The 20,337-nt window shown below is 40.6% G+C and carries 19 protein-coding genes; 16 read left to right on the forward strand and 3 right to left on the reverse strand.

Features of this window, described 5'->3' with window-relative positions; genetic code table 11:
* A partial coding sequence (locus tag KGF70_RS10475; RefSeq protein ID WP_216768691.1) for a glycerate kinase occupies positions 1-507 on the forward strand: 507 nt, incomplete at its 5' end.
* 119 nt (positions 508-626) lie between these two features.
* Here the strand turns inward: KGF70_RS10475 and KGF70_RS10480 are convergent.
* The gene (locus KGF70_RS10480) at positions 627-2,384 is read right to left on the reverse strand and encodes a flavocytochrome c (RefSeq protein WP_216768690.1); all 1,758 of its coding nucleotides are present in this window, start codon (positions 2,382-2,384) and stop codon (positions 627-629) included.
* 160 nt (positions 2,385-2,544) lie between these two features.
* Here KGF70_RS10480 and KGF70_RS10485 point away from each other — a divergent pair, with 160 nt between their 5' ends.
* The 7 genes from KGF70_RS10485 to KGF70_RS10515 all read left to right on the forward strand — a co-directional run bounded on the left by KGF70_RS10485 (position 2,545) and on the right by KGF70_RS10515 (position 9,461).
* A complete protein-coding gene (locus KGF70_RS10485; RefSeq protein WP_105923489.1) occupies positions 2,545-4,125 on the forward strand; it encodes a sensor histidine kinase in 1,581 nt (526 codons plus the stop codon).
* A 15-nt stretch (positions 4,126-4,140) separates the two neighbouring features.
* Positions 4,141-4,872, forward strand: a complete 732-nt coding sequence (locus KGF70_RS10490) for a response regulator (protein WP_105923488.1) — start codon at positions 4,141-4,143, stop codon at positions 4,870-4,872.
* A gap of 211 nt (positions 4,873-5,083) precedes the next feature.
* A complete protein-coding gene (locus KGF70_RS10495) occupies positions 5,084-6,739 on the forward strand; it encodes a transcription antiterminator (protein WP_050338196.1) in 1,656 nt (551 codons plus the stop codon).
* A gap of 3 nt (positions 6,740-6,742) precedes the next feature.
* On the forward strand, positions 6,743-7,168 hold the full coding sequence (locus tag KGF70_RS10500) for a PTS sugar transporter subunit IIA (RefSeq protein WP_105923487.1): 426 nt from the start codon (positions 6,743-6,745) through the stop codon (positions 7,166-7,168).
* Between the two features lie 14 nt (positions 7,169-7,182).
* Positions 7,183-7,464, forward strand: a complete 282-nt coding sequence (locus KGF70_RS10505) for a PTS sugar transporter subunit IIB (RefSeq protein ID WP_050338198.1) — start codon at positions 7,183-7,185, stop codon at positions 7,462-7,464.
* Positions 7,465-7,470: 6 nt separating this feature from the next.
* The gene (locus KGF70_RS10510; protein ID WP_105923492.1) at positions 7,471-8,721 is read left to right on the forward strand and encodes a PTS ascorbate transporter subunit IIC; all 1,251 of its coding nucleotides are present in this window, start codon (positions 7,471-7,473) and stop codon (positions 8,719-8,721) included.
* Positions 8,721-9,461 carry a sugar isomerase domain-containing protein gene (locus KGF70_RS10515; RefSeq protein WP_216768688.1) on the forward strand — a complete coding sequence of 247 codons (741 nt, stop codon included), beginning with the start codon at positions 8,721-8,723 and terminating at the stop codon, positions 9,459-9,461. Before KGF70_RS10510 ends, KGF70_RS10515 begins: the two co-directional genes overlap by 1 nt.
* 276 nt (positions 9,462-9,737) lie before the next feature.
* Here KGF70_RS10515 and KGF70_RS10520 read toward each other — a convergent pair whose 3' ends face one another.
* A complete protein-coding gene (locus tag KGF70_RS10520; RefSeq protein WP_216768686.1) occupies positions 9,738-10,634 on the reverse strand; it encodes a LysR family transcriptional regulator in 897 nt (298 codons plus the stop codon).
* 350 nt (positions 10,635-10,984) lie between these two features.
* Here KGF70_RS10520 and KGF70_RS10525 point away from each other — a divergent pair, with 350 nt between their 5' ends.
* The 8 genes from KGF70_RS10525 (at position 10,985) to KGF70_RS10560 (ending at position 19,787) form a co-directional block, all read left to right on the forward strand.
* Complete coding sequence (locus KGF70_RS10525) at positions 10,985-12,217, forward strand: OFA family MFS transporter (RefSeq protein WP_216768685.1); 1,233 nt, start codon at positions 10,985-10,987, stop codon at positions 12,215-12,217.
* Positions 12,217-13,443 (forward strand): acyl-CoA dehydrogenase family protein, encoded by a 1,227-nt coding sequence (locus KGF70_RS10530; RefSeq protein ID WP_216768684.1) that lies wholly within the window; start codon positions 12,217-12,219, stop codon positions 13,441-13,443. Before KGF70_RS10525 ends, KGF70_RS10530 begins: the two co-directional genes overlap by 1 nt.
* A 71-nt stretch (positions 13,444-13,514) precedes the next feature.
* Positions 13,515-14,753: a CaiB/BaiF CoA-transferase family protein gene (locus KGF70_RS10535; protein ID WP_216768683.1), complete on the forward strand. Its 1,239-nt coding sequence runs from the start codon at positions 13,515-13,517 to the stop codon at positions 14,751-14,753.
* Positions 14,754-14,765: 12 nt separating this feature from the next.
* Positions 14,766-15,911: an acyl-CoA dehydrogenase family protein gene (locus tag KGF70_RS10540; RefSeq protein WP_216768682.1), complete on the forward strand. Its 1,146-nt coding sequence runs from the start codon at positions 14,766-14,768 to the stop codon at positions 15,909-15,911.
* Between the two features lie 15 nt (positions 15,912-15,926).
* The gene (locus tag KGF70_RS10545) at positions 15,927-16,712 is read left to right on the forward strand and encodes a hypothetical protein (protein WP_216768681.1); all 786 of its coding nucleotides are present in this window, start codon (positions 15,927-15,929) and stop codon (positions 16,710-16,712) included.
* Between the two features lie 13 nt (positions 16,713-16,725).
* Positions 16,726-17,697 carry an electron transfer flavoprotein subunit alpha/FixB family protein gene (locus tag KGF70_RS10550; RefSeq protein WP_216768679.1) on the forward strand — a complete coding sequence of 324 codons (972 nt, stop codon included), beginning with the start codon at positions 16,726-16,728 and terminating at the stop codon, positions 17,695-17,697.
* 12 nt (positions 17,698-17,709) lie between these two features.
* The gene (locus tag KGF70_RS10555) at positions 17,710-19,320 is read left to right on the forward strand and encodes a class I adenylate-forming enzyme family protein (RefSeq protein WP_216768677.1); all 1,611 of its coding nucleotides are present in this window, start codon (positions 17,710-17,712) and stop codon (positions 19,318-19,320) included.
* 26 nt (positions 19,321-19,346) lie between these two features.
* The gene (locus tag KGF70_RS10560) at positions 19,347-19,787 is read left to right on the forward strand and encodes an acyl-CoA thioesterase (RefSeq protein WP_216768675.1); all 441 of its coding nucleotides are present in this window, start codon (positions 19,347-19,349) and stop codon (positions 19,785-19,787) included.
* Positions 19,788-19,867: 80 nt separating this feature from the next.
* On the opposite strand, the gene KGF70_RS10565 is transcribed toward KGF70_RS10560, so the two are convergent.
* Positions 19,868-20,167 (reverse strand): FMN-binding protein, encoded by a 300-nt coding sequence (locus KGF70_RS10565; protein ID WP_050338208.1) that lies wholly within the window; start codon positions 20,165-20,167, stop codon positions 19,868-19,870.
* Positions 20,168-20,337: the final 170 nt, after the last annotated feature.

Genomic DNA, 20,337 nt, shown 5'->3' on the forward strand with positions numbered 1-20,337 from the left:
CCGCAAAAAGGCCTGACGGATGCGAATTTAAAGGATTTTGAGCGTCGGTTTCAACATTTTGCTCAACAAGTAGATCCTATTAATCAGGGACAATTAGCAGGAGATGGCGCTGCTGGCGGCATGGGATTTGCGCTACGCTTATTAGGAGCATCTGTGGTGCCGGGCTTTCAGATGATGAGCGATGTGGCACAACTCGCAGATAAAATCGCAGCAACGGATGTTGTCATTACCGGTGAGGGCCAACTGGATCATCAATCACTACATGGAAAGTTACTGGTACAAGTCGCACAAATTGCGCGGCGATTCCACAAGCCGTGTCTTTGTGTTGCTGGCAGTATTCAATTGACACCATCAGAAGTACACGCTGCTGGATTTACGACTGCCCTTTCCCTGATTCAACAAGTCACTGACTTAGAAAGGGCGATCAGGGAAGGTAAGCAAAATCTGAGGTTGTTGATGGAAAGAGTGGCGCCGCTCTTGCTATTACTAGAGTCAAAGAATGTTTGACTCTGGTGTTGCTTAAATGTGGCAATAAAGATAAAAGAAGCAGAGGGCCGTCAAATTGGCTTTCTACTTCTTTTTGAATTCAATGATAGTATGACTTGATTCATGGCTATATCAATAAACTACAGCTTTCCTGCTGATTGGCCAGCGATGCGTCCAAAAGTGATAATATCAGCAATGGCGTTACCACCAAGACGGTTTGAACCTTGAATAACACCAGTTAGTTCACCAGCGGCATATAATCCAGGAATAACCTGGTCATCAGTATTCAGAACTTGTGTCTGTTTATTGATAACTAAGCCACCCATAGTATGATGAACTGATGGAACGGCTTTTTCAATATAGTAGGGTCCTTTAGCTAAGGACACCAAGCCGGCACGATGATGGAAATCTTTATCATTTCCTATTTTGGCATATTGATTAACCTTGGTGATTGTTGCGCTTAATGCAGCTGGATCGATATTAACATCTTTTGCTAATTCGTTGATTGTGTCCGCTTTGTAAAGAAGATGTTCATTAATTAATTCATCATATTCAGCTTTGTGAGCAGCTTTCGTTTTCGAAATGCCATCGATTTTGTCATTCCAAATCTGATACGTATAACTACCAGGTTGCTTTAAGATGGCTTTAGAAATAACGTCTCGGCGCTCAAGTTCTTCAACAAAGCGCTGACCATTTTGGTTAACCAGAATGGCACCGTCAAAACGAGTGTCAGCTAATAGTGAAATCATACCGGTTTTGGGATTGGCGATGGGATAGGTTTGAATGTATTTCATGTTAGTTAACTTGGCACCTACTTGTTGAGCCATAGTGATGCCATCTCCGGTTGTTCCGGCTGTATCAGTAGACTTATAACGTTGATCGAATTCTTTATTATATTTTGTACGCATCTTCACATTTGAACCAAAACCACCAGTTGTTAAGATAACAGCTTTTTTGGCATTGAAAGTAATATTTCGTTTACCTTGATATTGTGCTTTGACACCGGTGACACGGCCATCCTTTTGAATTAAGGACTTGGCTTTCATGTTGACGTAAATAGGAATATTCAAAGATTTAGCTTTTGTGTTCAGTTTAGTCACTAATTCTTGTCCAGTATGTCCAACGGGGATTAAAGCGCGCTTATAGCTATGACCGCCGAACTGAAAGAGTTGGTTATTTATGAACTTGACATGGATATCGTCACGCAACCATTTGGCGGATCCTAACGCATTATTGGCAAGGATATGAACCATTTCTGGATCACCGAGGTTATCACCGCCTTTCATCGTATCTTTATAATAGCTGGCGACAGAATCACCCTTGGTACCGAGTTTCTTTTGAACCCAGTTACCTGGTGCGTTCATTTCCCCTCCAGAAATTAGAGTGTTCCCGCCAACTGTTGGCATTTTCTCGATAATTGCGACTTTCTTGCCAGCTTGTTTGGCTTCAATTGCAGCTGCGAAGCCACCACCGCCAGAACCAACAACGACGATATCATAGTTATTGGTTTTCGCAATCTTAGGCTTGGCAGAACTGGATTTTATTTTAACCGCCTTAAGCGAGATACCTGCTTTTTTGACAGCATCATTCACGGCCGCGATATATCCTTTACTAGTTGCCGTTGAGCCACTTATAACATCAACACCAGTTGAATTTTTGGCAACAATGGTATCTTTTAGTTGCTTATAGACCGGCTTAGACAGTACTTTGTTCTCATTTTGTTCGAGAACCTTGATGTTTTTTATTGAATCCCCCTTAAAAGTTACGGCAACTTTGATACTACCGTGCTTGCCATTCCCGGTCCCGGTAATAGTTTGCGACTTGTTGCTTGATGAACAAGCTGTTAATAGGAATATTGAGATAATCGCCAAAATGATGCTTCCCCATCTTTTTTTCATATCGAAGCCTCCAAAATAGGTATTTGTTAATATATATTATATGGGCTGATGGGTAGAACGTCGTTGGACTTTTAAGAGATAAGGTGGACTTTCATGACTTAATTGTGAAATAATACTCAAAAGAAGGGGAAGGGAAGCTAGAAAATCTGGGGGGATCAAAATGGGCTCGATCAAAAAGCAAGTTGTTTGGTTATTTATATTCATCTCGTTAACGCTGATTGGAACGATTTATGGTGCTATGCGTATTGAGTTAGCTCGAAATGTCATGCCAATTAATACTACAATGACGCAACAAATGGTTGATGACCGGGGAAACCAAATTGACGATTGGTTTGGAGAGAGATTATCAGAGTTACGACTGCTTGCAAACTTATCTGGACAGCGTAAGTATACTAGACAGCAATTATTCAACGAGACGAAAACGCTTTCTGGATTTGATAAGCATAACTATGTTTCGATTCGACTAGTATCGCGTGATGGGATTTCATATTCCGATTCATTTCCTAGCTTCTCAGTGCGACACCGCTCTTATTATCGAGAGATGCAGCGATATCCTAAACGAGTCTATACAGTCAGTAATTTATTAACTTCTCAGGAGGACCACCAATCTATTGTCATTATTTTGTACCGATTAACTCAGCCATTACCAGATCATACTGCTTATGTTGCAGCCGCAATTCCATTGACAAAAGTGGAGGCACTGACGCATGATTTGTCAATCTACGATGGGACTGGAATGCTATTGGGGCGCGGGACTGACTCGCCACAAATCGATCCCCAAAAGGAGCTATTGCTCACAACTAAGTTGAATAAATTACCTCAATGGAAAGTGAATTATGTGGTTCAGAAAAAGGAACTGCGTGAAGGCACGCAACATCTTATTCGATTGCTATTGATTATTATTTTGGTTGTAATTGCTTTATTGGGCCTATTGTTAATCTTGCTATTACGACGAATTGTACGACCAATTGAGAATCTTACACGATCTATGAATGAAATTCAAAATGGTGGTTATGCTATTCGAGCAACCGTTGAAGGACCACAAGAAATTCGAATGTTGGCAACGACGTTCAATCAAACACTAGATCGAGTTTATGAGAATGAGACTAAGTATCGTGAGGCCACCATTCAGGTCTTACAAGCTCAGATCCAACCGCATTTTTTATATAACACATTGGATACTATTCAGTGGCAGATTATGGGCGATGAGACTGATGATGCCCTTATGATGATTGAAAACTTGAGTGTTTTTTTCCGAAAAGGGCTTAATCATGGTCGTGAATTTATGACATTAAGGGATGAAATTATTCATGTTCAAAGTTATTTTAAAATTCAGGCCGTTCGTTTTCCAAAGATACGTCAACTTTCAATTGATATTGATGATTCGTTGATGGATCAGCCTGTAATGCATTTCATCTTACAGCCATTAGTAGAGAATGCGATTAACCATGGGCTTCGATGTAGTGAGAATACTGACAACGAATTGAAAATTAGTGCATCACTAATATCATCCACACAGTTGAAATTGATGGTCAGTAACAATGGAAAGCCAATATCAAAAGAACTAGTTCGAAAGCTAAATGATGGTAGTTATAACGCGGGGCAAAATAGCTATGGTATTTATAATATTCGACATCGATTGAAATTAGTTTATAGTGGGCGAGCATACCTTCGTTATCATAGTAACGAGAAACTAACGACAGCTGTACTGGTCTTGCCATTAGTTGATGAATCGCTTTAGTGGGGGTGTTTAAATATGAGAAGACTGATGGTTGTTGATGATGAACAAGCATTGCGGAATGGATTGGCCAATTACTTGCAAAAAATTCAGTCACCATTTGATGAGGTAATAACTGCTAGTACTGGTCGGGAGGCTTTGGATTATGTTGATAAGCATTTGGTGTCAGCAGCGTTAATTGATATAAATCTTGGAGATATGAACGGCTTGGACTTAATTGAGCTAATTAATCATCGCTATCCAGATATATTGGTCGTCATTATCAGTGGGTTTGATGATTTTGATTTTGCAAGGCGAGCAATTAAGTTACAAGTCATTGATTACTTATTAAAGCCAATTCCCAGATCTGATCTACAAAAACTGATGACTGTATTCCAGCACCGACTAATAATAGCGCCAACTAGTGACGTAGCGGCGAGTCTTACCTTGGCAGATAATGTAAAATCTTACATTGAATCACATTATTCTGAAAAGGGGCTTTCTTTAGGGCAAGTTGCTAGTGCACTGTTTGTTAGCGATACTTATTTAAGTAGACAATTAAAGCAAGTTTACGGTAGAACGTTTTCGGAATATCTGATAGCATATCGAATTCAACGGGCGCAAGAACTGCTAACTTCGCCAATTTTACAATACACTGTTACGGCAATTGCTAACAAGGTAGGGTACGAAGACCCGCATTATTTTAGCCGGCTGTTTCGTAAAAAGACAGGGCTTTCACCGATTCAGTTTCGTGAGCGCCAGGTCAGATAGTTTTCTGGTGCTTGTTTTATGACGACATAAAAGCATATAGCTAGCTTTTAAGAATAAGGACGGTACTATAAAGTGATTCACTTTATAATACCGTCCTTTAAAGTACTCTCACTAAAATTCAAGGTGTTCAGCTTTTTAATAATACCTTGGTATTTTTTTGGTCTACCTAGTCTTGGGCTAGTCAACTACACTACTAATTGAAGGTGATCACTTGAAAGCAAATCAAAACCTAAGTAGCAAGGAACGAAAGTATTTAATTCTGCAGCGGTTACTGAATAGCGAACATCTAAGTTATCAACAATTATCGAATGAGTACTATGTTTCACGAAGCAGTATCGCTAACGACATTGCGAGTGTGAAACAAATATTGGCCGAAGAAAAGGTAAGGCTGACATTTGATAATTCAGGCACGTATTTGACTGGAGGTGAAATTTCAAGGCAACGTGTTTTAAAGCGGCTCATTATGGATCTAATAAACGACATCAAAACGAATCATTTTATGTTGTCAACGTTACTGGATCAATCGTTATATGAACAAGTTGCAATACTTTTTAGATCGATTTTGAGACAATCACAAATTGAAGTGCCGGAAAGTTATTTACAGGATATTCTAATTTCTACAGTTATCGTGATACAACGTGGAAAGGAGAATCAGCACATTCAATTGGGTACTAAACGCCAATTTGGTAAGCTGTTTTTTCAATTCGATAAATATCCGTTAGTATACGAGTTATTGAAGTCTATTGAGGACAATCGAATTTATCAGTTCTCAAAAGCTGATTTTCAGTATTTAACTTACGTGATTTTGGGAAATGGTTTCAAATATTTTATGGTAAACAGTACAATTCCTGACTCGTTTAAAGTAAAGGTTAAGCAACTTATTGTTCGTGTCGGCGAAGGAGTTAACACTGATTTTAGCCAGGACAGTCGTTTGGAATCAGACTTGATGGTGCATCTGTACCAGTTAGTTTTACGACTACAGGCTCATACAACCGTAATTAACCCAGTTTTAGATGAAATACGTAAAAGTTATCGTAAATTATTTGGTGTCGTATGGTATGCGCTTAATGATTTTGGCAATGACAATAATTTAATGATTTCAGCAGATGAAGTGGGCTTTGTTACCATTCATTTCCAAGCAGCGCTGGAGCGTAGCAAGAAGGTCCGAAAAGTATTGTTCGTATGCCCCAATGGTATTGGAACTAGTGCATTAATATCTGCTAAATTACGCCAGATTTTGCCCGATATTACGCTAATCGAAGTTGTTTCAGTTGATAAGCTGAAACAACAAGATCTGTCAGATGTGGATCTAATCATTTCAACTGTCATAATTACTGATGCGAGAATATCATATGTGAAAATTTCGCCATTAATGTCGGCAGAAGATATGAAAAAAATTATGAGCAGATATATTGATATTACATTAGCGCAAAACAGTCGTGAAATCGTATCTAATGAAACTAGTTTAACGCCAGCTTTGAAAATGCTAACTGGACATGTCTTTTTTGATGATGTACCAAACTTTTTAACAGCAATTGAATATTTGCAAAGTAAGAATTATTGGAAAAGTGATGAACGACAACGAGCATTTAGAGAGTCAGTATTAAAGCGTGAAGCGGTACAGTCTACTTACTTAGGAAATGGTTTCGCCATTCCTCACGGTAAGCCATCACTGGTGGATCAAACTTGTATTACGGTATTGATTTTGGATACGCCAATTATTTGGGACAACGTCAGTGTCGACGTTGTGGCCCTGTTAATGATACGCGAAAAAGATAGCGCTTACGTGGAACCGTTTATGAATTTGCTGATGAAAGGGATTGAGGACAAAAGCTGGTTTATTTCTAAAATGATGGAGGTTAAATGAATCGTGGTAAAAGCAATTCTCTCAAATGATGCAATCCAGGTTGTCACTCATATTAATGACTGGAAAAGTGCAATTAAGTTGGCAAGTCAACCATTACTGAAGGCCAAGATGATTTCTTCTGTTTATGTGGAGAATATGATTGCAAGTGTGAACAGTAATGGCCCTTATATGGTATTAACAGACTATTTTGCGCTAATGCATGCTCGGCCAGGGGTCGGCGTCAGTCGGGCTGGAATGTCACTGCTAGTCACGAAGCAAGCTGTTGACTTAGCCGGAAAACCGGTGAAAGTATTTTTGATCTTAGCAGCCAAAGATAATACCAGCCATTTAGAGTGGTTACAAGCAATCATGAGTATTTTTATGGATGAACAAAAATATCGAAGAATTTTGACAGGAAATCGTGAACAAATCGCAAAGCTTTTTAATTAGTTGGAGGGATAGAAATGAAATTTCTTGCAGTGTGCGGATTTGGTGTTGGCAGTTCAATGGTGCTTAAAATGACGCTGGATAAAGTTGTAAAGGAAATGAATATTGATGCTTCAGTAGAAAATACGGATATTGCGACTGCCAAAGCGACAGAGGCAGATGCCTATTTTACTAGTCAAGAATTATTAAAGGACTTGAAAGCGTCTGTGAAAAATCCGGTTTATCCAGTTAAAAAGTATATGGATAAAGAAGAAGTGTCAAAGCAAGTGCGGGCTTATTTGGATAGTCAGGAGGCATAACACATGATCAACTGGATTGCGACGAACATTTTACAAAATCCACCAATTCTACTAGGCCTAATTGCTGCATTAGGTTTAGCGATTCAAAAGAAAAAAATTGACGAAATTGTAAAGGGCAGCTTAACTGCTGCTTTTGGAATGCTAATTTTGACCGAAGGCGTTAACATGCTGACAACTATTATCGCCAACATTAATACGGCAGTTCAAACTCAAATGGGTGTCAAAGTTGCCAAAGGGTTGTCGGATATCACATTTACAGCGGACTATGGTGGGGCTGTTGGGATGGCTATGTTTTTTGGACTAATCGTTCATTTGTTAATTGCTCGATTTACACCAATTAAGACAATCTTTTTAACCGGGCATATGCTATGGTGGGTACCCTTTGTGATTGTGGCTGGATTGGTTGAGGCTGGCGTCAAAGGAGTGCTGCTAGTAGTATTGGGTGCGATTATTTCAGCCTGTTATTGGTCATGCATGCCGTGGATTATGCGCAAGTATGTTTGGGCAGCTACTGGAGATGATTCCTTCCTGATTGGACATCCTACAGGGATATTGTCACTGATATCAGGGTTTGTGGCTAAGCATGTTGGTAATAAGTCACATTCAACTGAGGATCTAAAAATTCCAGAAGGCTTGTCATTCTTCAGAGAAATTTCAATTACTGGTGGTTTGGTAATGTTCATTGTGGATATTGTCGTGGGAATAATCGCACCTTCATTGGTTCCAAGTGGTAGCAATGTCGTTATGTATGCGCTAAATCAAGGCTTAACCTTTGGCGCTGGATTGCTGATCTTGCTGTATGGGGTCCGCTTACTAATCAATCAAATTGTGCCAGCATTCCAAGGTATTGCAGAAAAAGTTGTTCCTGGTGCTAAACCTGCTTTTGATGTTCCAATCCTATTCAACTATCGTCCTAATGCAGTTATTATTGGTTTTCTAACCGCAATGATAACGTCAACAATCTTGGTAGTTGTGGCTAATTCAGTGCACTTATTTGGTATCCTAATTGTTCCGATGGTCATCACAAGCTTCTTTGAATGTGGTGGTGCAGCGGTTATTGGTGAAGGTCAGGGTGGCCTGCGTGGCGCCATTGTTGGTACAGCTGTGGCATCTGTTGCTATGATCGCATTAGTAGGCTTTTCAGCTATATTATTAGGATCAACCATTCGTAATTGGATTCTTATTTTTGGTGGTAATGACTTATCTCTATGGGGAATGTTTGCCGAAGGTGTTGGTCGATTATTTGGAGGTTTCTAATGGCATTTCAGTATATAAATAAGATTCGTGAAATTCTAGCTGATGTTGAAAAGGAAGAATCTGGCAAGATAGAACAGGCTGCTCAATTAATGGTAACAGCAACGATGGATAAACATTCGGTATATATATTCGGGGCCAGCCATGCTGGTATTTTATCTGAAGAGATGTATTATCGTGCGGGCGGTATGATGACAATTAATGCTATTTTTGGACGCGAAGTGATGTTGGATCGAAAGCCGATTACTTTTACAAGCAAGATGGAAAGGCTTGAAGGCTACGGAACTGCTTTAGCCAGCACAGTGGATTTTAAAGCGAACGATGTGCTGATTTTACATTCAGTTTCTGGTCGTAATCCGGTTATTATTGATTTAGGAATGGCTGCTAAAGAAAAAGGGGTAAAAATCATTGCCCTGACTAATCTAGCGTATTCAAAATCGGTGACAAGTCGTCATTCTTCCGGAAAACGTTTGTTTGAAATCGCAGATGTTGTTATTGATAATTATGGTGATATCGGTGATGCATCTTGCAAAATTAAAAATGTTGCCCAAAAAGTTGGACCAACTTCAACTGTTATTGGTGCCTCAATTTTGAACACCATCGTAGTTGAGGTGAATCAACAATTAGTTGATTTGGGAGTAGAGACGCCACCGATTTTCTATTCTGCTAATCTAGATGGCGGAGATCGATTGAATCAGCATCTATACAATGAGTATAAGGATGCCATTCATTACGCCTTCTAAGAGCTTTCTATGATGGATATTTACTGGAATGATTTAAATTCGATTTGAATTTGAATTATCAATGAGTTCTGCCACAATCACTGATATATCAGCGTATTTTAAATTCGAAAAGTATTCTGTCCAAAAAAGTCCGTTCGAAGATTCTCTCAACATCTTCGGACGGACTTTTCATATCCATACAATCGAAATCCACATTATACACTAAAATAGCCATATTAAACTGTCGCTGGAATCAAGCCGTACTATCGTCAGCATTATGCTTGATGTCATCATTATCTAAACCGTAGTGTAATGTTGTGCATTGGTGCTTTGAATATAGTCAATAAAAGCTTGGAGTGTCGGCGCAATCTGGCGGGTGTGATTGTATGCGATGTAGACCGTACGCGTATCACTTGGAACAGCAAGTGGGACCTTAACAACGTTAAAGATGTTGACTAGAACTGTGTCGGCAACGATGCCAACGTCATTATTTTCTACGACTTGCCCGGCAATAGCAATTTCACCATCGTACGATTCGGCAAAAGTCAGATTTGGGCATTTTGCATTGAGCTCATGCCGCACTGAAGCCCCAATTGGTGTCTTCTCTGAATACGTAATTAAGTTGTAGTGTCGTAGCATCGAGGGTGTTAATTTCTTCTTCGCAGCCAGTGGATGAGTAGGTGGTACGATCACCATGATTTTTTCAGAAAATAGTGGAATAAAGGAAAGCTCTTGATAGTGCAGGTCTCGTGAGCAGATACCGATATCATACTTACCGTTCGTAAGGCCATCTAGAATTGGGAGCGAGAATGCATCATGGAGAATAAAGTACGGTGATTTAGTGTTCTTCTCTTGGAAATCCTTAATTAGTTTTGGCAAGCGTGTCCCAATTGATGTTGGGATGCAAGCGATGTTGATAATACCAGCATCACGCTTTATTTTTTGCGCTAATTCAGTTTTTCCTTCGTCAAGGATGTTAAGAGTTGAGCATGTGGTGTTGTAAAACATTCGACCATACTCTGTGAGTTTAACGTTTCGTCCAGTCTTCTCAAACAAGACACACCCAAGCTCTTTTTCAAGTGACTTCATGACGTTGCTAAGACTTGGTTGACTAATGTACAAATGTGCAGCAGCTTTTGTATAATGTTGAAATTCTGCTAAAGTTCGGAAATAGTAAAGCTGATTAAGATTCAACAGAAATCCCTCCTAAAAGCGAAAAGCATCGTGGTTAACTTCTTCTACACTATACAATGAAAACGGTTCCGACATAAAGTAGGCAAATTCTATTAATTGATAAATCTAGGCTATCAATCGTCATAAATCCCAATAAGTAGGCAACAAAAATCGCGATAAAATAAATAATTCACAAAAATATTTTTCGAATTAACACTTCTGAAATGAATTTGGAAGCTTGGTGTAAAGCTGATATTTTTAAAAGCTATGGATCTAATTATTTTTGGAATTTTTATTTTGTGAACTAAGGCACTAGTATAAAGAGTGTAAGGAAGCGGTAACATCCTCAGCCGATAGAAAGGAGGAAAGTAATGGAAACGACTAATATTAGAACGGTTCACCGTTCACATGTATTTACCGCTGCGTTCTTTATTATATTCTGTTGTGCTGCATCTTCGGCATTTTCAGTATTTTCAATCCCATTGCAACAAGCTACTGGTGGTACTGAATCACAAGTCGCACTGACGTTGACACTTTACCAATTCTTTATGGCGTGCTTTGGGGTTGCATCAGGACACATCATGGATAAGTTTGGTGCGAAGAAGTTGATGTATTTTGGCGGATTGATTTTTGGCTTAGGATGGTTTCTTACCGCTTTTGTTCATAATTTGTTCTTTTTATACTTAACGGTTGGATTAATGGCTGGTGCCGGAAATGGGATTATGTATAATCCCGCACTTTTAACGGCATTGAAGTGGTTCCCAGAAAAACGTGGAACGATTTCAGGACTGCTACTTGGTGCAGCGTCATTGGGGCCGTTGGTACTCGCAAAGGCTGGCGCTATCCTATGCAACAGTTATGGCATGATGGGCTTTGTCCCAATTGGTATTGCCTATCTTGTTATTTGCTGGGCAGTTGGCTGGATGATGGACACACCAGAAGAACAGCAGACTCAAGAGGCACAGATTGTTAGCGACAACAATGATTTTACACCTCAGAAAATGCTAAAAACATGGCAGTTTTGGGCGCTATTGTTATTATTCTCCATCTCATGTACTGCCGGAATTATGCTAATTGGATCGTTATCAATGATTGCACAGATTCAACTGAGTATGACACCGGTCGTTGCCGCTAATATGGTTGTGATTAACACATTGGCTAACTTTGGTGGCCGACTATTAACAGGAAAACTAGTTGATAAGTTTGGTCAAACCGAAACTTTAGCTGGAATTTTAATTCTCACAATTATCGGACTAGCGGGCTTGCGATTTTCCGCTAACATCGTTACATTCGTTATTTTCCTCGTGTTATTGGGGGCATCGTTCGGAGGTGTTTTAGTGGTTTATCCAACGCTTACAGGAAATACATTCGGCCAAATACATTCGGGAATCAACTACGGCTTAATGTTTTTCGGCTATGCGATTGGTGCGCTGGTTGGACCACAAATTGCCGCCTTGTTTACCAATAAGACGGCTGGTGTTACGGCGTATTACCCAGCATATTTAGTTGCCATTGGCGTTGCGGCGGTCGGATTAGTGATTGATCTAATCCTAATGTTAAAAGGTATCGGAACACAAAGAAATTTAAAGGAGCGTGCTAAATAATGGAAGCTACAGAAACTTTACCATATGAACCTACTAAGAAGTTAGTACACACAAAACCAGGGACTAAGATGACAGATGAAGAATTTGCATTATATCTAAAGCAAATTAAGCATTTGGCAGAAAATGAATTCGATTACTTACAAAAAGAAGTCGAAGTGACGAATCGTTTCCCAAAGAAGTTCTTTGAACTAGCAATCGATAATGATTTATATCGTTTTGCCTTACCACTAAAATATGGTGGCTTTGGATTGAGTTGTAAACAAATCTTCCAAGTCCAAGAAATGTTCTCACGGGGTCCTGGTGGTATGCGGATGCACTTGCACTATGCTGCTGACTTGAACTGGCGGATCATGGACGAATTTGGTCAACCAGAATTGAAAGCTGAAGTCATGCCAAAGTTACAAGATAAAAGTATTTTTACTTGTTTTGCTTTGACCGAAGAGAGTGGTGGTACTGGTGCTGACTTGCATACGACTGCTGTTAAGGATGGAGACGACTACATCTTAAATGGTGAAAAGACGTTGATTTCTCACACAGATTGCAGTGATGCTGCCTATGTTATTGCCGTAACAGATCCAGATGCTGAAGGCTCTAAGCGCTTGAGTGCATTCTATGTTCCAGTTGACACGCCAGGATATGAAATCGTTCCAATGCCACACATGATGGGATGCCGTGGTGCTGGTCACGCTGGCTTAAAGTTCACTAACATGTGGGTTAATAAGAAATATCTGCTTGGTGAAGAAGGCGATGGCTTACATGTTGCAATTGCTTCGTTATCAATTTCACGGGCACACATTGCAGCAAGTAACCTTGGGATGAGTCAACGGATGCTTGAAATGGCGATTGCACGGGCTAAAGACCGGGTAACGTTTGGTAAGCCATTAGTAAAGCGTCAAGCAATCCAACAAGAAATTGCTGATATGGGAACTGAGATTTTTGCCTTACGGACAATGCTTCATAACTTAGCAGATCAATACGATCGTGGTGAAGATATTGAAGAGAAAGCAGCGATGTGCAAATTATTCAGTATCAACACTGTCAAGTTGGTTTCGGACTATTGCCTTGAAATCTTTGGTGGTATTGGTTACTTCGAAGATAACCCATACGGCCCTGTTGAACGGATGTATCGTGATTGCCGGGCAATGTGGCTTGAAGAAGGACCTCGTTCAGTCCAACGTCTTACGGCAGCGCGGAAGCTGATTGCTAATGACGGCATTATTGAATAATAAATCGTAAAAATATGCCGATAGTATAGGTTAATCATGCTATCGGCATGTTTGTTTAGGAGGAAAGTATCATGGGTAAGACTCTAGATGGAATTAAAATCGTTGATATGACAACGTTTTTAGCAGCACCAACAGTTGCACGGGTGTTAGGTGAATGGGGTGCTGACGTCATTAAGGTGGAACCACCCAAAGGAGATGCGGAGCGAACACAGGGGGCTGTGTTTAACATGCATTACTCAGATGATGAAAATTTGGGATTTGATATTTCAAATCTCAATAAGAGGTTTGTCACATTAAACCTCAAAAAAGAGGAGGGCCTTCAAGCCTTCGACGATCTACTGAAGGATGCTGATGTGTTTCTGACGAATATTCGGACTAAATCACTCAAACACTTAGGAATTGATTATGATCATTTAAAAAAGCAATTTCCAAGACTGATTTTTGCCCAAGTCTTAGGGTATGGTGAGCACGGGCCGAACAAGGACGCTGCGGGATTTGATGCGACTGCCTATATGTCTCGCGGTGGGGTGCTTGGTACCACAATGGAAGCAGGGCAAAGTCCAATGAACCCTGCCAATGGGTACGGTGATTTTCAAGTTTCGATGTGCTTAACGGCCGGAATCTGTGCCGCATTGATTAAGCAAGCAAGGACTGGTAAGGGCGATAAAATCACTGTTAGCCTGCATCATGCGGCATTATTCATGCAAAATGTCGCCATGGTTTCTGCTCAATATGGCAATACTTACCCGAAGAGTCGGTTAAACGTGGCCAATCCATTTAACGATTGTTTTCAAACAAGTGATGAACGGTGGTTTGTCATGTGTGTCCCAGTCTTTAACCGTGATTATAACAAGGTCATGAAGTTGATCGGTCGTCCAGATTTAGTGGACGATGAACGTTATAACAATATTGATCATATTAACGAGGCTAACCTTAACCGTGAGTTTATTGCGATTTTGGACGAACAATTTAAGAAACAACCGTTACAGCATTGGGTTGATTTATTCAAAGAGAATGATTTGCCGTTAGAGGCGTGCTACGTTCCAACAGAAATCTATGACGACGCAGAAGCACTCGATAATGATGAATTACGCAAATTGCAGTATCCATCAGGTAATAAGCGGTTAATTCCGACTAATCCCGTTCGGTTTGAATCAATGGGTGATCCAGAACTTAAGATTTCGCGTGCTCAAGGTGCGGATACGATTGAAGTATTGAGCGAATTAGGGTACTCGCAGGACAAGATCAACCAGTTAGTTGCTGATGGCGCGGCTGGGACAACCCGGCATATTGGGGATCCAGTCAAATAAGGGGTGAGAAAAATGGCACTATTATATACAGATGAACAAAAAGATTTTATCAATATGGTCAAAGAGTTTGCGGATGAAAATCTCTCCACGAAGGATATTCAGAAATATGACCAAGAGGGTGAATGTCCGCCTGAGTTATTCAAGCTGGCATTTGATATGGGCCTACACATGCTTGAAATTCCGGAAAAGTACGGCGGTGCAGGATTATCATATGAAACAACTGCGATGATTTTTGAAAAGTTGGCAAGTTATGACGCCGGTTATGCGATCACGTTAGTCTCGACCTTTGTAGCATTACGTTCGGTAATGATTGCAGGTAACGAAGCACAAATTCAACATTTTGCGGATGTTATTGCGCCAGGGGCTTTTGCTGCCTTTGCATTAAGTGAGGCAGATGCTGGAACGGATGCCGGATCAGTTCAAGCAACCGCAACTCGTGATGGCGACGATTATATTTTGAATGGTGAAAAAGCCTTTATCACTAATGGCAGTTTAGCAGATATTTTTGTGGGAATCTTCCGAACTTCTGATGATGGTAACAAAGGATTGAGCGCCTTTATCGTTGAAAAATCACGTGGCGGCATTACTGCTGGTAAGCATGAAGACAAGATGGGACTGCGTTTATCCAATACAACCAATGTGACTTTTGATCACGTCAGGGTCCCTGCAAGCAATTTGATTGGTGAAGAGGGCCACGGCCTGAAGGTTGCGTTGAATAGCTTGAACCTATCACGGGCGTTTGTTGCAACGCTAGCTGTTGGTATTATGCAACGTGCGCTAGATGAATCGGTTAAGTATGCACAGAAGCGGACACAATTTAAGCAACCGATCATGAAATTTGAAGCAGTTCAGGAAATGCTAGCTAATATGGCGATTCAAACGGAAGCTTCACGGTTAATGGTCAACAATACGATGAAAATGATGGATGCTGGCAGTTTAGTACGAAAAGAAGGCGCAATGACCAAAACTTTTGTCACTGATGCTGTTCAGCAAGTAACGTCAGATGCAGTCCAAATCTTTGGTGGTTATGGTGTCTCTAAAGAATTTCCAGTTGAAAAACTAATGCGTGACTGCAAAGTATTTCAGATTTTTGAAGGGACTAATCAAATTCAACGTGTCACGGTCGCACATGAATTAGATCGTGAATATCGTCAATAGATAGGGGGTAAGAACGTGAACAGTCTGGTATTTATTAAAGGTATTCTAGGTACGGATAAGCAACCGGCAATAGATGACAATGGACAGTTAATTCCAAATGGCGTTGTGTTCTTAAATCCTGTTGATAAGCGAGCGATTGAAGCAGCACTGCAGCTTGCTGGCGATTCAGGAACCGTCACAGTAGCGTCTTATGGTGAGGACGATGTCACGGATTCTGCGTTGCGTGCAGGACTTTCAATGGGTGCGCAACAAGCAATTACGATTAAAAGTGATATTCAAGATGCGAAGGTTGTCCCTGGAATTATTTTGGCAGAAGCCGCGCATCAACTTGCGAATTATGATGTTATCGTCACTGGTGAAGAGGCAGTTGACGATGCTCAAGGGACAACGGGTAGTTTGATTGCAGATGCGTTAAAGCTACCATACTACGATAATGTCTATGAGTTAACGCCGGTACAGTCTGAGCAGCTTACTTATAAAATGAAGTGGGCACAAGGAACTGTGAGTGGACAGTTAAAATTGCCTGCAGTCATCTCTGTAGATTCGACGATCAATAAGCCGCGTCTTCCAAGCTTTAAGACAAAGATTGCTGCTAAACGAGCTCAGATCGACACGATTGAAATTTCAAAATTGTCGTTGCTCACAAACGATGAGTGGCGGCAGCTGACCAGTAGTGTTGGCAATCAGCGAATCGTACGTTTGCCAGAACAACAACCTGCCAAAACGATTGATTATGAGTCAGATAAAACAGAATCAATTCAAATATTGGTGAGTGCCATTAAACAACAAGGCGTTTTATGAGGGAGGTGCCAAAATGTCAAATGAATCAGTATATTTAGTCTTATTGGCCGGTGAAGATAATCAGGAAGATAATTTGAAATTGATTCAGTTTGCGCAGCATAACTTCAAAGCGCAACCCATCAAAGCCGTGGTATTAGCGCAGAATAGCCAAGACATGGTCGCGATATATGATGGCGTTGGACTAGGAGAACTAGATTTCTTAACCTATGCTCAATTTACCAAGATTAATGTGCAACAAACTGCAGCAACGATTAGTACCTTTTTAGCTGGGCAAGAACATGGATTTGTCCTATTTAACAATGATATTGGAACTAGTAGTATTGCAAAACAAGTCGCAGCCAAACTACACGAACCATTAGTTACGGATGTCGAGAAAATTGTGACAGCTGATGACAGTTATTCTTTGGAAAAACGAATTTATGGTGGAGAATTGTTAAAGCACATTGCGGTACCGACAAACGGTCAAGCTTTGATGACCTGTGAAGTAGGACATATTGCTGTAGCAGCGAAAATTGGCGAATCAACGCCAGTTAATGAGCATGTGTTGTCTGACGTTGCACCCAGTGATAACACGACTTACCAGCCATTTGAACAGGTTGTTGACGCTTTGACGGATGCAAAAGTCGTTGTTGCTGGTGGCAAGGGAATGCAAGGACCAGAGGGCTTTCAGCTCTTACAAGATCTAGCAAATCAACTGCATGGCAGCCTTGGCGCAACCCGAGTAGCGGTTGAAGCTGGCTGGGTTGAGGCTGATAAGATGATTGGCCAGACTGGCAAGGTTGTTAAACCAGACGTTTACATCGCTGCTGGAATTTCTGGTGCACTCCAGCATACGGTGGGCATGGACCAATCCAAGTTTATTATCGCCATTAATAATGATCCTAATGCTGAAATCTTTAAGTTGGCAGATTTAGGTATCGTGGGTGATGCAGACGAAGTCGTTAAGCAATTAATAAGTGTGTTGAAGGCACCGGTTGCTAGTTAGGAGGTAAGGGTTATGGCTAATTCGGATGAATTATTAACTGCCAGTGCTTTCCCGATGACGATTGCTGCACTATGGAATCAGCGGTGTCGCCAAACGCCACAGCATACCTTTTTGATTCAGAACAAGCAACGATACAGTTATGAAGATGTCGATCAGCTCAGTGAAGAGGCTGGCGATATGTTGGATGCTTACGGATTAGTTAGCGGCGACGTTGTGGCGATTCAGCTGGCAACTAATGTGACAGCGATTCAGCTATTTATTGCTTGCTTTAAACGTGGCCTGACAATTTTGCCACTTAATCCTCACTTGGATGATGAAGAGACCAGTAGCTTAATTAAAAAAATGGCACCGACAGTGATTATTACAAAAAGTGATGGATGTAATTCACTAAGCTTTAATAACCAGTTGCTTAATGATTATAACAAGCATATTGTCCGACTTGGCCAAACCGATTTACAGATAATGACGGATGAACATCACCAGACTAAGACGATTGTTGGTAATTCGCCGGCAGTTATCTTATGTACTTCTGGAACAACCGGTGCGGCAAAGGGTGTTATGCTGACCAATCAGAATATTCTGTATAGTGAGCTCCAATTTAATCGAATTTACGGTATTCAAGATAGTGATGTTCAGGTATTGCCATCAGGGTTATATCATGCATTAGGTTTTCATCATGGGTTAATCTCAACAATTCTCGCAGGAAGCACATTAGTTTTAATTGAACATTATTCGCCTGATACTTTAAAACGGGCAATTAACGATTATGGGTGCACGTATTTGGTGACGGTTCCTACTGTGATTTTCGATATCTTTGAATGGTCGACTAGACCTAAATCATTACGATTTATTATCTCAGGGGGCGCGCCATTAGGCTACGAATTACTACGCACTGCATGGAAGTTGGCGGTGCCAGTCTATAATATTTATGGGTTAACTGAGTGTGTTCCATTTGTCTGTACCTCGCCCGCATATTATCAAATGAAGGAAGGACAATTAACGGGAGGCTACCCAATCGATGGGATGTCTGTCGCTATCTTAAATAACCAACATCAAAAAATTACGCAAACTAATCAGGAAGGTCGAATTATGGCAAAAGGGCCAGTTGTGTTTTCAGGGTATTATCATGATCAAGAACGCACGGACCAAGTTTTGAGCCCTGACGGCTGGTTAGATACTGGCGATATTGGTCATTGGAATGCAGATCACGCCCTTGAAGTTGATGGCCGTAGTAAGGATATTATTATTCGTGGCGGGGAGAATATCCCAGCGTATGTCGTTGAACGAGAATTGCAACAGTATCCAAATATTAAGGAAGCTGCAGCTGTTGGCATCAAGGATAAGCGACTAGGTGAGTTGATTGGGGCATTTGTCGTATTAAGTGATCCTAATATTTCGGTGACACTTCAACAAGTTAAGCAGTTTTTAGCTGAGCATAATGTCGTTAAAAAAATTTGGCCAGAACGATTGATTATTGTTGATAAGCTACCGAAGACGAGCTCTGGTAAGGCTAAAAAGAGAGTGCTCATCGCATTTCTTAAATCGCATCCTTCTAGTTTTTATCGCCCGATGCATCTTAGTAGTGGTGATGACGGCTGGGGCGTAACAAGTATGGATGCTTAATCAAAATCATAAAGATGGTGATATTGATGGATAATTCGTTTTATCAAGTTGAATCTGGGGATTTCTATGTTGAGCCTGGTATGCTAAATCATTTGAAAATTTTACATGGTGGCGTGTTGTTGAAGCAATGTGATTCGACTGTTGGACTATTAGCTAATGAGTACACTCATTCAAGAGTATTAACGGTTGCTATCAAGCAGTTCAATTTCACTAAACCAGGTCATGTTGGTGATCATATCTGGTTTCGGACAACCCTTCTAAAAACCAGTCGGCATACGATGACGTTCTTTACAGAGGTTTTGAAGCGTGACATAGATAACAATGCTGAAAAAGTTGGTGAAGGCGTTCTGATCTTCGTAGCTGTTGATGATAAGTTACGGCCGATTGAGGTCGCACCCTACCACATTAAGGATATGACTCAGCAGCGTGACGTTGAACAATTAATAATGACTAAACTAAAAGATTAATGCTAAGAGGTTTAGATGTGTTATATATGAAAAATGCTGTCGTGTTTGTGATTACACGACAGCATTTTTGAGTTTTAAAGTTATTGATGGCTATATTTGCTGACAGAATCAGGCATTTGATCAATGACGTCGGTAAGCGCATCAACTAGTCCATCACTTGTAACCGTTGCGCCAGTGACAGCATCAATATCAACGGTTTGTTGAGTTAAAATTCGGTCGACAACTTTAGGAATTGCTTCTTTTTCAAGTCCGTGCAATTTGGTTCCAGGCTTGACCGTAATTCCCGTGATTTTATCTTTAGTGAAGGTTATTGTGATTGGCAGATCATGCAGATAACCATCAGCAATGATATGGTAACTACCGGCTTGGTATTTGTCCATTTAAAGTTACTCCCTTCTGCTGGAACGCTTTCATTACTTTAATCGTAGCACGGAATATGGCTAGCAATGATTGGTTTTAACTATCAACTCATAGTAACTGTGAATTACTAATTACGATGATTGACCGTGTGTCTTTGTGTCTAAATCGGAAATTAAATTACATAATAATG

The organism is Lactiplantibacillus sp. 7.2.4 (assembly GCF_018991185.1).
Taxonomy (GTDB): domain Bacteria; phylum Bacillota; class Bacilli; order Lactobacillales; family Lactobacillaceae; genus Lactiplantibacillus; species Lactiplantibacillus pentosus.

What these genes read in the sequence shown, in the direction of transcription:
- KGF70_RS10480 (WP_216768690.1), bottom strand. Translation starts at nt 2,384, where the DNA reads ATGAAAAAAAGATGGGGAAGCATCATTTTGGCGATTATCTCAATATTC.
- KGF70_RS10485 (WP_105923489.1), top strand. Translation starts at nt 2,545, where the DNA reads ATGGGCTCGATCAAAAAGCAAGTTGTTTGGTTATTTATATTCATCTCG.
- KGF70_RS10490 (WP_105923488.1), top strand. Translation starts at nt 4,141, where the DNA reads ATGAGAAGACTGATGGTTGTTGATGATGAACAAGCATTGCGGAATGGA.
- KGF70_RS10505 (WP_050338198.1), top strand. Translation starts at nt 7,183, where the DNA reads ATGAAATTTCTTGCAGTGTGCGGATTTGGTGTTGGCAGTTCAATGGTG.
- KGF70_RS10515 (WP_216768688.1), top strand. Translation starts at nt 8,721, where the DNA reads ATGGCATTTCAGTATATAAATAAGATTCGTGAAATTCTAGCTGATGTT.
- KGF70_RS10525 (WP_216768685.1), top strand. Translation starts at nt 10,985, where the DNA reads ATGGAAACGACTAATATTAGAACGGTTCACCGTTCACATGTATTTACC.
- KGF70_RS10530 (WP_216768684.1), top strand. Translation starts at nt 12,217, where the DNA reads ATGGAAGCTACAGAAACTTTACCATATGAACCTACTAAGAAGTTAGTA.
- KGF70_RS10535 (WP_216768683.1), top strand. Translation starts at nt 13,515, where the DNA reads ATGGGTAAGACTCTAGATGGAATTAAAATCGTTGATATGACAACGTTT.
- KGF70_RS10540 (WP_216768682.1), top strand. Translation starts at nt 14,766, where the DNA reads ATGGCACTATTATATACAGATGAACAAAAAGATTTTATCAATATGGTC.
- KGF70_RS10550 (WP_216768679.1), top strand. Translation starts at nt 16,726, where the DNA reads ATGTCAAATGAATCAGTATATTTAGTCTTATTGGCCGGTGAAGATAAT.
- KGF70_RS10555 (WP_216768677.1), top strand. Translation starts at nt 17,710, where the DNA reads ATGGCTAATTCGGATGAATTATTAACTGCCAGTGCTTTCCCGATGACG.
- KGF70_RS10560 (WP_216768675.1), top strand. Translation starts at nt 19,347, where the DNA reads ATGGATAATTCGTTTTATCAAGTTGAATCTGGGGATTTCTATGTTGAG.
- KGF70_RS10565 (WP_050338208.1), bottom strand. Translation starts at nt 20,167, where the DNA reads ATGGACAAATACCAAGCCGGTAGTTACCATATCATTGCTGATGGTTAT.